Here is a 12,515-nt window from a genome sequence, read left to right on the forward strand (position 1 = left end):
GCTGCTTACCGCCCACCTCGGCATCCCCCGGGGTGAACTGCCCCCTGCTTCACCCGGATTGCTGCGACAACCCGGGGGTAAGGTCTCTCACCTCACTCGACTCCATGGCGCCTCGTGGCGCACCCACGCGCTACGACAAGCTCGCCGTCCGCTACGAGGCGACCGTGCTGGTCGCGGTCCTTAACGAGTGGCTGTGACGGGCGCCCTGCTGGGAGCATGCCCCAGTGAACTCAGGACTCCCCGCCGGATGGACGATCGAGCGCGTGCGCGCTCTTTCCGGAGACCCCAGCGCCGCCCCGCTCTCCTTCGATCGACTCGTAATCATCGAGACAGCCGGTCAGGGCGACTACGAACCGCTCCGACCCGATGTGATTCATGCGTTCCACGAGTTGTGCCTCGTGAGGGACAACGGGGAGTGGTTCATGGGGCAGCTCGACGATGACGGCTCGGTGATCTGCTGGGCCTCCTACGGATCCGACCTGGCCGAGGCCATCCGCAGCCTCTGAGCGACACCCCGCATCTTCAGCCACTTTCGCAACACGCCCTAGCTGATGGCCCCCGGCGAGAGCGCGGTGAACCAGAGCAGGACGACGGTGAGGACGCCCATGATCGGGGTGAGTATCTCCGTCTCCAGCTTGTTGCCGCTGCTCTTGATCACCACGATCTCGTAGCGGGTCTTGATCGGCCACAGCCAGGGGGCACCCCGTTTGGTGATGGAGTCCCCCAGCAGGTGTGCCACGCAGCCCAGTCCGACGGCGTAGGGCAGCCAGCCCGGCGCCGAGGGGATGAACTTGGCGATCACCCCGGTGCCTATGCCGGCCATCGCCACGATCGTGCCCCAGGCCGAGAAACCGTGTCCGGGCGGGCAGAGGTTGAGCGCCCGGACGGCCAGCGCCAGCAGGAAGAAGGTCATGCCCAGCGTGAACGGCCGTCCCAGGTAGGCCACCCCCGCCCAGGTGCCGAGGGTCATGAAGGCCACGAAGAACAGCGAGTGCGTGGCATGGCGGTGGCCGCCGGAGGCCCAGGCGACGAAGCGGCACAGCGTCTTGGAGACCGGGCCGAGGAAGTTGGCGATGGTGCCGTCGTGGTGGTCCAGGTCGGGCAGGAGTGCGGCACCGGCGCAGAGCACGGTGCCCATCAGAATCTCCTCCGGCGCCAGGTGCGCGTGCATCACCAGCGGCGGCAGGTACGGCGCGGTCCCCGCGAAGAGCAGCGCACCGCTCACCGCGTGTGAATGGCCCATCATCGTGTGGTCGTCCTCCCCCGGCCCAGCGGCACGACGCTCTCGTGCCTCCCCATCCGGCAGACGCTACCAGCAAGATCCAACTGGGCATGACAAAGCGGCGTCCCCGGCACCGACGGCCGCCGCGGGCACCGGCCGGCGACGGCGAGGACGTACGCGCCCCCGGCACGGTGGGTGCCCGGCAGCCGCACACGGGGGCCGGTATCCGGGAGGGGCGGCCACGAGATATCTTGATATCGAGACGTTGTAGACGTGAAGCGGAGTACTGGTGACTGACTCGACCATCATCTATACGCACACCGACGAGGCCCCGGCCCTGGCAACGTATTCGTTCCTGCCGGTGGTCCAGGCGTATGCCTCGACAGCGGGTGTCCGCGTGGAGACGCGCGACATCTCCCTGGCCGGGCGCATCATTGCGAGCTTCCCGGAGCGTCTCGAGGAGGGCCGGCGCATCGACGACGCCCTCGCCGAGCTCGGCCGGCTGGCCAAGACCCCCGGGGCCAACATCATCAAGCTGCCGAACATCTCGGCCTCCATCCCGCAGCTCAAGGCCGCGATCGCGGAGCTTCAGCAGCAGGGCTACGCGCTGCCGGACTACCCGGACGACCCGAAGACCGACGAGGACCGGGACGTTCGCGCGCGGTACGACAAGATCAAGGGCAGCGCCGTCAACCCGGTGCTGCGCGAGGGCAACTCCGACCGGCGGGCGCCCGCCTCGGTCAAGAACTACGCCAAGGCGCACCCGCACCGGATGGGTGCCTGGACGTCCGGCTCGAAGACGAACGTCGCGCACATGACGGCCGACGACTTCCGCTCCACCGAGAAGTCCGCGGTCATCGCCGAGGACGGCGCGCTCCGCATCGAGCTGGTGGGTGCCGACGGCAGCACCACGGTCCTGCGCGAGTCGGTGCCCGTGCTCGCCGGTGAGGTCGTGGACGCGTCCGTGATGCGGGTGGCGGCGCTGCGCGAGTTCTTCGCGGCCCAGGTCGCCCGCGCCAAGGCCGAGGGCGTGCTGTTCTCGGTGCACCTCAAGGCCACGATGATGAAGGTCTCCGACCCGATCATCTTCGGCCACGTGGTGCGCGCCTTCTTCCCGAAGACGTTCGCCCGGTACGGCGAGGCGCTCGCCGCGGCCGGCCTGAGCCCGAACGACGGCCTCGGCACCATCTTCAAGGGCCTGGACTCGCTGCCCGAGGGCGCGGCGATAAAGGCCGCGTTCGACGCCGAGCTGGCCGAGGGCCCCGCCCTGGCGATGGTCGATTCCGACCACGGCATCACCAACCTGCACGTGCCGAGCGATGTCATCGTCGACGCGTCCATGCCGGCCATGATCCGCACCTCCGGCCACATGTGGGGCCCGGACGGCGAGGAGGCCGACACCCTCGCCGTCATCCCCGACAGCAGCTACGCCGGGGTCTACCAGGTCGTCATCGACGACTGCCGCGCGCACGGCGCCTTCGACCCGGCGACCATGGGCTCGGTGCCGAACGTCGGCCTGATGGCGCAGGCGGCCGAGGAGTACGGCAGCCACGACAAGACCTTCGAGATCGCCGCCGCCGGCACGGTCCGGGTCGTCGACACCGCCGGCCAGGCCGTACTGGAGCAGCCGGTGAGCGCCGGCGACGTGTTCCGCATGTGCCAGACCAAGGACGTGCCGATCCGCGACTGGGTCAAGCTCGCGGTCAACCGCGCCCGCGCCACCGGCGACCCGGCGGTGTTCTGGCTCGACGAGGGCCGTGCGCACGACGCGAGCCTGATCGCGAAGGTCGAGGCGTACCTGCCGGAGCACGACACCGACGGTCTCCGGATCGAGATCATGGCGCCGGAGCAGGCGACCGCGTTCTCCCTGGAGCGCATCCGCCGCGGCGAGGACACCATCTCGGTCACCGGCAACGTGCTGCGCGACTACCTGACCGACCTGTTCCCGATCCTGGAGCTCGGCACGAGCGCCAAGATGCTCTCCGTCGTCCCGCTGATCAACGGCGGCGGCCTGTTCGAGACGGGCGCCGGCGGCTCCGCGCCCAAGCACGTCCAGCAGCTGCTTAAGGAGAACTACCTGCGCTGGGACAGCCTGGGCGAGTTCCTCGCGCTCGCGGTCAGCTTCGAGCACCTGGCGCAGACCACGGACAACGCGCGTGCCCAGATCCTCGCCGACACGCTCGACCGGGCGACCGGCACGTTCCTCAACGAGGACAAGTCGCCGAGCCGCCGCCTGGGTGGCATCGACAACCGCGGCAGCCACTTCTACCTGGCGCTCTACTGGGCGCAGGAGCTGGCGCGGCAGACCGATGACGCGCAGCTGGCCGAGGCGTTCGCCCAGCTCGCCCGGACGCTGTCCGAGCAGGAGCGGGTCATCGTCGACGAGCTGATCGCGGTCCAGGGCTCGCCGGCCGACATCGGCGGCTACTTCCAGCCGGTGGCCGCCAAGGCGGCGGCCGTCATGCGTCCGTCGAAGACCCTCAACGAGGCGCTCGCGATCCTCGGCTGATATTCCACGGAGTACGGGGAGAGGTCCCCGGGCCCGGTTCGCCGCCCAGCGGCGGCGAGGGTCCGGGGACCTTTCGCGTGTCACGGCCCGTCAGGTTCCGGCCCGGCCGTCCACCGCGGACACCTACACTCCGGAATTCCCAAATCGGGATAATTAGGGACATAGCTGGTAATTTCTTCCCGATGTGACTGCCTCGGCCCGGTGCCGCCCACGTTCGCGGGCCGGGGGCCGGGGTGATTGCCGGCGCGGAACGCGAGCAGGCGCGTTCCGCCGGGACGCTGCCGTTGTCCGGAGGTGTGGCGAACGAGTTCTCGACCGGCTCGGATACCGGGCCGCGCGGCCGCCGCCCGCCCCGTCGGGCCACGGACCGCACCCCGCCGACGCGGCGGCCCGCCCCCCGCGCCTCCCCCGCACGCACGGCGCCCGCCGCGGCCGGTGCCCGGCGCACGCTCGCTGTCCCCTCTGCCGTACGGCGTCCTCGACCGCGCCGGTCCCGCCGCGCGCGGGCGCCACGGCGCCACCGGTGTCACGGCTCATCAGGTCGAGCCGGTCGCGGAGCGGACCGCCCGCCGCCAGGAGCGACCGGCCGCCCCGCACCAGCCACAGAGAGCAGGTACGACATGGCCCAGGGCGGCACCGCCGGATCACCACCGGCCGCCAAGCTGACGATGATGACGCTGACCGCGATGGTGGTCGGCTCGATGGTGGGCGCCGGGGTGTTCTCGCTGCCGCGGCGTTTCGCCCAGGAGACCGGTGTCGCCGGTGCGCTGATCGCGTGGCTGATCGCCGGCACCGGCATGCTGATGCTCGCGCTGGTCTTCCAGTTCCTCGCGGTCCGCAGACCGGAGCTGGACGCCGGTGTCTACGCCTACGCCAAAGCCGGCTTCGGCGAATACCTCGGCTTCTTCTCGGCGTTCGGCTACTGGGCCAGTGCGTGCGTCGGCAATGTGACGTACTGGGTGCTCATCATGTCGACGATCGGCGCCATCGCGCCGGCGCTCGGCGACGGCGACACCGTCCTGGCCGTGGTCCTGTCGTCGGCCGGCCTCTGGGCGTTCTTCTTCCTCATCCGCCGCGGCGTCAAGGAAGCCGCGGCGGTCAACAGGATCGTCACGGTGGCCAAGGTCGTCCCCATCGTGGTCTTCGTCATCCTGGCGCTGTTCTTCTTCAAGCCCCATGTCTTCGCCGAGAACTTCGGCGGCGCCGACTACGCCGGCTCACTGTTCCACCAGGTCCGGGAGACCATGCTGGCCACCGTCTTCGTCTTCCTGGGCGTGGAGGGCGCCAACGTCTATTCGCGGCACGCCAAACGGCGTGCGGATGTCGGACGCGCCACCGTACTGGGCTTTCTGAGCGTCTTCGCCGTCTTCGCGTCGGTCACCATCGTGTCGTACGGCATCCTGCCGATGGGCGAGATCGCCGAGCTCCGCCAGCCGTCGATGGCCGGTGTACTGGAGGCCGCGGTCGGCACCTGGGGCGAGGTGTTCGTCAGCGCCGGGCTGATCATTTCCGTGCTGGGGGCCTATCTGGCCTGGTCGCTGATGGCCGCCGAGGTGCTGTTCGTCGCGGCCAAGGACGAGGACATGCCCCGCTTCCTGGCCCGCTCCAGCGCCGGTGACGTCCCGGTGCCGGCCCTGATGATGACGACCCTGCTGTCCCAAGTCGTCCTCGTCATCACGCTGTTCTCCGGCGACGCGTTCAATTTCGCACTCGATCTGACCAGTGCGCTGTCCCTGATCCCCTTCCTGCTGGCGGCGGCGTTCGCCCTCAAGATCTCGCTGCCGCTCGCCGGCACCGCCCGGGAGAGCGGCCGGTCCACCGGCCAGCTGATCATCGCGGCGCTGGCCACGGTCTACACGGCCTTCCTGCTCTACGCGGCCGGGCTGAGCTACCTCCTGATCTCCTTCATCCTCTACGCGCCGGCCACGGTCCTGTTCGTGCGGGCCCGGCGCGAACAGGGCCGGCGTCTGTTCTCGCCCGCCGAGTCGGTCATCTGCGCCGTCTCGATCGCCGGCGCCGTCGCCGGCGTGGCCGCCCTGGCGACCGGCTGGATCAGCCTCTGACCGCGGCCGTGCCCGTCGCCCGAGCCGAGTCCCAGAAAGGGCCCACCATGACGAACGACACCACCGCCGCCCAGCCGGTTCTCGGCGTCCACTCCGAGGTCGGCAAGCTGCGCAAGGTACTGGTCTGCGCGCCGGGGCTCGCCCACCGCCGGCTCACCCCGACCAACGCCGACGACCTGCTCTTCGACGATGTGATGTGGGTGGAGAACGCGCAGCGCGACCATGCCGACTTCGTCAACAAGCTCCGCGGGCGGGGCGTCGACGTCGTCGAACTGCACGAGCTGCTCGCCCGGACCATGGCGATTCCCGACGCCCGGGAGTGGCTCCTCGACCGCAAGATCACCGCGAACGAGGTCGGCCTCGGGCTCATCGACAGCACCCGGGCCTTCCTGGAGACACTCGATCCGCGCGGCCTCGCCGACTACCTGATCGGCGGCCTCGCCGCCGCCGACCTCCCGGACGAGTTCCGGCCCGACTACCTCGGCCTCGCCCGCGAGTCGACCGGCGTGCAGGAGTACCTCATGCCGCCGCTGCCGAACACCCTGTACACGCGCGACACGACGTGCTGGCTGTACGGCGGCGTGACGCTGAACCCGCTGTACTGGCCGGCCCGCCACGACGAGACGCTGCTGATGAAGGCCGTCTACCGGTTCCACCCCGACTTCACCGGCAGCACCGTGTGGTGGGGAGACCCCGAGCGGGAGTGGGGGCAGGCGTCGTTCGAGGGCGGCGACATCATGCCGGTCGGCAACGGCGTGGTGCTGATGGGCATGAGTGAACGTACGTCCCGGCAGGCGATCACGCAGGTGGCGGCGGCGCTGTTCGCGAACGGTGCGGCCGAGCACGTCATCGTCGCGGGGATGCCGAGACTGCGCTCGGCGATGCATCTCGACACCGTCTTCACCTTCGCGGACCGGGACATCGTCACCCTGTATCCGAAGATCATGGACAGCGTGCACACGTTCTCGCTGCGGCCGAGCGACAAAGCGCCCGGCCTCACGATCAGCGACGAAGGGTCCCGCAGCTTCGTCGAGGTGGTCACCCGGGCGCTCGGCCTGCCGGAGATGCGGGTGATCGAGACGGGCGGCGATGTGTACGCGTCCGAGCGGCAGCAGTGGGACAGCGGCAACAACGCCGTCGCCGTCGAACCCGGCGTGGTCTTCACCTACGACCGCAACACCCAGACCAACACCCTGCTGCGCAAGGCCGGCGTCGAGGTCATCACCATCGTCGGCGCCGAACTCGGCCGGGGGCGGGGCGGCGGGCACTGCATGACCTGCCCCCTCATCCGTGAACCCGTCGACTTCTGAGCTCCGGCCCCGGGACGGCGGCCGTACCCGACGCTCCGCGCGTAACTCCCATAACAGAATAAAATTGGATATAAGGTCTGATTGCTTCGCACGGCACGCACCACCCCGGGGCCATTTCCCTCAGCCGGCGATCGCCACCTCACACACCGCGAAGTGGCTGTACTCCAGGCAGTCCACGCCAGCCACCCAGTCCACGCCACCCCCGCAGCCCACCGTCCAAGGGAAGAGCAACGGCGTCTCCGCCGGAAAGGGCCTCCATGCACCCCGTTCTCAGTCCTGCCGTCCTCGCCCGGCTGCGCAAGCCGCGTCCGTACCCGGCGGTCTCCATCGTGCTGCCGACCCACCGTCGCGAACCGGACAACGCACAGGACCCCATCCGCCTGCGGAACCTGCTCGCCGAGGCCAAGGAGCGGCTCGCGGCGGACCCGGCCGTGACCCGGGAGCGGCGGACCGAGGTCGTCGAGCAGCTGGACGGTGCGCTGAAAGACATCGATCTGGCGCACGCCGAGGACGGGCTGGTCATCTTCGCCGCGCCCGGCGAGCATCAGGTGTGGTCGCTGGGGCGCACGGTGCCCGCCCGGGTGGTGCTCTCCGACACGTTCCTCACCCGGAACCTCGTGGCCGCCCACGCCGCCGAACCCTCCTTCTGGGCGCTGGTCATCTCCGCGGACCGCATCTCCCTCTGGAGCGGCGGGGCCGAGCACGTCACGGAGCACCGCACCGGGGACTTCCCGCTGACCCGGGACCTGGAAGCCCCGGACTCCGAACGCAAGGAACAGATCGGCGATCTGCCCAGCACCTTCCGCGACGAGCAGACCCGCCAGTTCCTGCGCACGGCGGACACCGCCGTGGAGCACCTGCTGGCGGCCGCCCCCCGGCCGCTGTACGTACTCGGGGAGGCGGCGGCGCTCTCGCTGCTCGACGCGGTCGGCACGGTCGCCCGGCACGCCACCGCCCATATCCCGCACGGTGGTCTGGGGCGCGCGTCGGCCGAGGCCGTCCGCGCGGCGGTGCTGCCGGCCGTCGCGGCGCAGGCGCGGCGGGAAGTCGACGCCGTCGTGGCGGACCTGACGGACGCCCAGGGCCGGCAGAAGTTCGCCGCCGGGATCGACGAGGTCTGGCAGTGCGTGTCCGAGGGACGGGTGCGGATCCTCGCCGTGGAGGAGCACTACCGGGTGACCGTCCGGGCGACCGGCGACCATCTGGTCCCGGCGGAACCTGGCGACCCGGACGCCCGGGACGACATGGTCGACGAGATCGTGGAACAGGCCCTGGAGACCGACGCCCGGGTGACCTTCGTACCGGACGACACGCTCGCCGGCATGGGCCGGATCGCGTGCGTCCTGCGGTACTGACCCACCGGCGGTACCGGCCCGCCGGCGCGGCGGAGGCCCGGCGCCCGTCCGGCCGGCACCTCAATGGGCCAGCAGGGTTCGCGGCCGGCGAACAGCACACCCAGCATGGACGAGGCGGACCCCGACAGCAGCGGCTGGGGCGTCGCGGTGAAAGGACGGGACGCGATGAGCAGGACCTTCTCCCCCGGCGCCGGTGCGCACCGACGACGGCTGCCCGCGGCCCTGGTGTGCGTGCTCGCCGCGGGGTCGCTCGCGGGTGCCCTCGTCTCGTGCCACAGCGGTGGCGGCAGCGGAGGTGCCTCGTTCAGCCCGCGCCCGACGCCGCCCCATACCGCCTCGTTCTCGGGCACGCCGCCGTCGTCCGTGGCATCGAGCGCCGAGTCCGCCCGTGCCTCGGCCTCCGCCGCGGCCTCCTCCGCGTCGGCGGCCGCGTCCGCGTTCGAGGCATCGGTCTCGGCCGAGGCCGCCCGCGCCAACGAGGCGGCGGCGGCCGAACTGAAGAAGGTGCACGACCGGGGCAACGCGCTGTCCGATGTGTCGCTGACCGGTAAGCCGCGGGCCGAGACCGCCGGTCTGCTGGTCGCCGTGGTGAATATCGTCAACAGGACCGACCGGCAGGCGTCGTACGCGGTGCAGGTCGACTTCGTGGACACGTCCGGGAAGACGGTCGAGAGCAGGACCGTGGGGGCGGAGAAGCTCGGTCCGGGGCAGCGTGCGCAGCCCCTCGCCGTCAGCGACAAGCCGGCGGATGTGAAGCTCACCCCCCGGGTCGCCAAGGCCCAGCGGTACTGAGCCGGTTCGCACCGGCTCGCCGTCCGCGCGGCGCTCGTGGTCAGGGGGCGAGGTGGCGGATGTGGTCCTCGAAGCGGGTGAAGGCGGCCTCCTGCCGCCATTCGAGGGTGGCCCTGGGACTGCCGGCCAGGAAGCGCGCGCAGTTCTGTCGCGGGGCCCGGCTGCCGGGCCGTTCCCCGCGGCAGGGGCCGGCCGGCGTGACGGCGCCCGGCCCGACGCGCCGGGTGTCCCACAGGCTGTCGCCGGGGAGGAAGGCGTGCTCCAGCGAGGCACGGGCCAGATCCTTCAGTTCGCGGTAGTCGAGCCGGTAGGTGCGGGCCGCGTACCGGTACTCCGCGCCGATGTCGGTACGGGAGACGCCCGGGTCATCGGTCGCGAGCACGACCGGGACACCGTAGCGGCGGTAGAGCGGGAACGGGTGCTCGGCGCCGTGGACGCCGAGGATCTGCCGGTTGCTCGTCAGCGGCACCTCCACCGCGATCCCCCGCCGGGCCATGGTGCGCAGGAGGGCGGCGGCGTGGTCCTCATGGGCCACGTCGACGCCGTGGCCGATGCGTTCGGCCCGGCCGGTGCGGACGGCCTCGCCGATGTGGAAGCGGAGGTCGGCCGGTGCGACCAGGCCGGTGGTGAGTTCGCCGGCGTGCAGCGTGATGTGGGCGCGCGGGTGGACGCCGTGCAGGTGGTTCAGCATCCGCATCTGGAGACGGTAGTCGCGCAGCGCGTTCGCGCCGTCTTCCGGCTGCACCAGGTTCACGGCGACGAACCGCGGGTCGCGTTCGGCGAGCCGCATGCCGAGGGCGAGCTGGGTGAAGACCTGCTCGGGTGAACTGCCGCGGGAAGCCTGGAAGATGAAGCGGAACGGCAGTCGGCAGCCGGGGTGGGGGTGGCCTGTGTCGCACTCCCCCGCCGCGCGGAACTCCGCCAGGGCCGCGTCGGTCTCCCGCTCGGCCTGGCGTACCAGGCGGTCCAGTTTGCCGTCGGCCAGGAGCAGCCGGTGCAGCCGCGCGAGGTCCGGATGGAAGCCGATGTCCGCCGCGAGCCGCTCACTGCCGGTGGCGGCGGGGGCCAGCATCGTCTCCAGGTAGAACTGGTGGTTCCGGGCGGCGGTGTCCGCCACCTCGGCGAGCAGCCTGCCGCTGTGGGCATCGGCGACCGCGCGGAACTTGTCGAAGGCGCCGAAGAAGTGGTCGTGCCCGGATGCCCCCGGCGGGAAGTCCTGCATCGACCAGGCCCGCAGGATCCGCCGCCGGAAGCCGGCGTCCGTCCGGGCCCGCGCGGCCGGGCGGCTGTGCCGGCCGCAGGGCGCCGGCCGTGCGGTCAGGGTCCGTTCGTCGATGCACAGCCCGTCCTCGCCGGCGAGCCGGATCAGCAGTTCGGTCGAGGCGGCTCCGGAGAGATGGTTGTGCAGATCGGCACCCTTGGGCAGGTCCCGGAAGAAGGCCCGGAGCGCCGCCGGCCGGTCCTCGACGGCCCGGAGGTAATCGGAGACGCGCTGATCGGCGGAGCGTGGAGCCGCCGGCTGCGCGGCGGGCAGCAGCGACAGCAAAGCCGTACAGCCCAGGACCGGCAGCAGCGGGGCGCGGCGGCGGTGCCGTCGGCGCATGCGGGGGGTGAGGGTGGGCACAGGCGTATCTTGTCGATACGGCACACCCATGAGTGACAAATCCGGCATGACGTCCTCGATCGGGTGAGCGGGCACCGCGCCCGGGACGGGCCGTCCTGGACGCATCCCTCCCGGCGGGGAGCGTGCTCCGACTGTCCGTGCGGCGCCGGTCGGCCCGCCGGCCCGCTGGCCGCCGCCGTCGCCATGCCTTTGCGTCACCGTGCCCCTGCCTCGCCGTGCCCCTTCGTCGCCGTGCCCCTTCGTCGCCGCGTCGCTCGGCACCCGGCCGCTCCCGCGCCGCCGATACGGCCGGAAGTGGCAGCCGGTCGCGGGGTGCGGCACCGTGGGAAGAAGGCAGCGGGGACGGCCCGCCCGGACGGAGCGGTGCCCGCCCGCCGGGCCGGAGAGGTGCCGCCGGCCGGGAAGGAGCGGCGCGTGGAGCCGGTCGAGGCGCTGGAGCGGATCGCCTTTCTGCTGGAGCGGCAGGGCGCGGTGACCTATCGCGTACAGGCGTTCCGGACGGCGGCGGCGGTGGTCGGCGAGCTGTCCGGCGAGGAGGTACGGCGGCGGGCGCTGAACGGGTCGCTCGCGCGGGTCAAGGGGCTGGGCCCCAAGACCAGCGGGGTGGTGGAGGAGGCACTCGCCGGGCAGGTGCCCGGGTATCTGGCACGCCTGACGGCGGAGGCGGGCGGGCCGCTGGTCGACGGGGAGCGGGGGCAACGGCTGCGGCGGGCGCTGCGCGGCGACTGCCATCTGCACTCGGACTGGTCGGACGGCGGCAGCCCCGTCGAGGTGATGGCCCGTGCCGCCCGCGACCTGGGACATCGCTGGTGCGTGCTGACCGACCACTCCCCCCGGCTCACCATCGCCCACGGGCTGAGCGCCGACCGGCTGCGGGAGCAGCTGACGCTGGTGGCGGCCGTGAACGAGCAACTGGCGCCGTTCCGGCTGCTGACCGGGATCGAGTGCGACATCCTCGACGACGGCCGCCTCGACCAGGAGCCGGAGCTGCTGGCGGAGCTGGACGTGGTGGTGGCCTCGGTGCACTCCCGACTGCGGATGGACGCCGCGGCGATGACCCGGCGGCTGGTGGCGGCGGTCGGCAACCCGCTCGTCGATGTGCTCGGCCACTGCACCGGCCGGCAGCTCACCGGCACACTGCGGCCACCGTCGCAGTTCGACGCCGGGCCCGTCTTCGCGGCCTGCGCGGCGTACGACACCGCGGTGGAGATCAACTGCCGTCCGGACCGTCTCGATCCGCCGCGCCCGCTGCTGCGGCAGGCGCTCGACGCGGGCACGCTGTTCGCCATCGACAGCGACGCCCACGCGCCGGGCCAGCTGGACTGGCAGATCTACGGGTGCGCGCGGGCCGAGGAGTGCGGCGTGCCCGCGGACCGGATCATCAACACCTGGACGGCCCGCCAGGTGACGACATGGACCGGCACCGGCAGCGCCCCCAGGCGCTGACGGAGCGTGGGACGGCACGGCCATCGCCGCCGCTCGCACCGTCACACGGGCCCCTTGGGCACCTCTGGCCCCTGTGGCACGAAACCCGTTATTAGGAGGAATTTACCGGTGAGAAACCCCACGCACCCGATTGACCGCTACGGGTAGTGCGGGCCCCTCGACAGAGAGATGGTCGCTACACGCAACCGTCTCCG

At 71.5% G+C, this 12,515-nt stretch carries 9 protein-coding genes; 7 read left to right on the plus strand and 2 right to left on the minus strand.

Features of this window, described 5'->3' with window-relative positions:
• Positions 1-263 precede the first annotated feature (263 nt).
• Positions 264-506 carry a hypothetical protein gene (locus tag ACLJWH_RS33705; RefSeq protein WP_411145589.1) on the plus strand — a complete coding sequence of 81 codons (243 nt, stop codon included), beginning with the start codon at positions 264-266 and terminating at the stop codon, positions 504-506.
• Between the two features lie 38 nt (positions 507-544).
• On the opposite strand, the gene ACLJWH_RS33710 is transcribed toward ACLJWH_RS33705, so the two are convergent.
• Positions 545-1,246, minus strand: a complete 702-nt coding sequence (locus ACLJWH_RS33710) for a metal-dependent hydrolase (protein WP_411145590.1) — start codon at positions 1,244-1,246, stop codon at positions 545-547.
• Between the two features lie 265 nt (positions 1,247-1,511).
• Between ACLJWH_RS33710 and ACLJWH_RS33715 the strand changes: the two genes are divergently transcribed.
• The 5 genes from ACLJWH_RS33715 to ACLJWH_RS33735 all read left to right on the plus strand — a co-directional run bounded on the left by ACLJWH_RS33715 (position 1,512) and on the right by ACLJWH_RS33735 (position 9,251).
• Positions 1,512-3,731 carry an NADP-dependent isocitrate dehydrogenase gene (locus ACLJWH_RS33715; protein WP_411145591.1) on the plus strand — a complete coding sequence of 740 codons (2,220 nt, stop codon included), beginning with the start codon at positions 1,512-1,514 and terminating at the stop codon, positions 3,729-3,731.
• 620 nt (positions 3,732-4,351) lie between these two features.
• Entirely contained in the window at positions 4,352-5,794 is a 1,443-nt protein-coding gene (locus ACLJWH_RS33720; protein WP_411145592.1) for a basic amino acid/polyamine antiporter, read from the plus strand.
• A 47-nt stretch (positions 5,795-5,841) separates the two neighbouring features.
• The gene (locus ACLJWH_RS33725; protein ID WP_411145593.1) at positions 5,842-7,104 is read left to right on the plus strand and encodes an arginine deiminase; all 1,263 of its coding nucleotides are present in this window, start codon (positions 5,842-5,844) and stop codon (positions 7,102-7,104) included.
• 257 nt (positions 7,105-7,361) lie between these two features.
• Positions 7,362-8,459, plus strand: a complete 1,098-nt coding sequence (locus ACLJWH_RS33730) for a chemotaxis protein (protein ID WP_411145594.1) — start codon at positions 7,362-7,364, stop codon at positions 8,457-8,459.
• 165 nt (positions 8,460-8,624) lie between these two features.
• Positions 8,625-9,251 (plus strand): hypothetical protein, encoded by a 627-nt coding sequence (locus tag ACLJWH_RS33735; RefSeq protein WP_411145718.1) that lies wholly within the window; start codon positions 8,625-8,627, stop codon positions 9,249-9,251.
• Positions 9,252-9,291: 40 nt separating this feature from the next.
• Here ACLJWH_RS33735 and ACLJWH_RS33740 read toward each other — a convergent pair whose 3' ends face one another.
• Entirely contained in the window at positions 9,292-10,854 is a 1,563-nt protein-coding gene (locus ACLJWH_RS33740; protein ID WP_411145719.1) for an adenosine deaminase family protein, read from the minus strand.
• Between the two features lie 435 nt (positions 10,855-11,289).
• On the opposite strand from ACLJWH_RS33740, the gene ACLJWH_RS33745 reads away from it, so the two are divergent.
• On the plus strand, positions 11,290-12,321 hold the full coding sequence (locus ACLJWH_RS33745) for a PHP domain-containing protein (protein WP_411145595.1): 1,032 nt from the start codon (positions 11,290-11,292) through the stop codon (positions 12,319-12,321).
• Positions 12,322-12,515: the final 194 nt, after the last annotated feature.

The sequence above is a fragment of the Streptomyces sp. x-80 genome (assembly GCF_046549095.1).
GTDB classification, from domain to species: Bacteria; Actinomycetota; Actinomycetes; order Streptomycetales; family Streptomycetaceae; genus Streptomyces; species Streptomyces celluloflavus.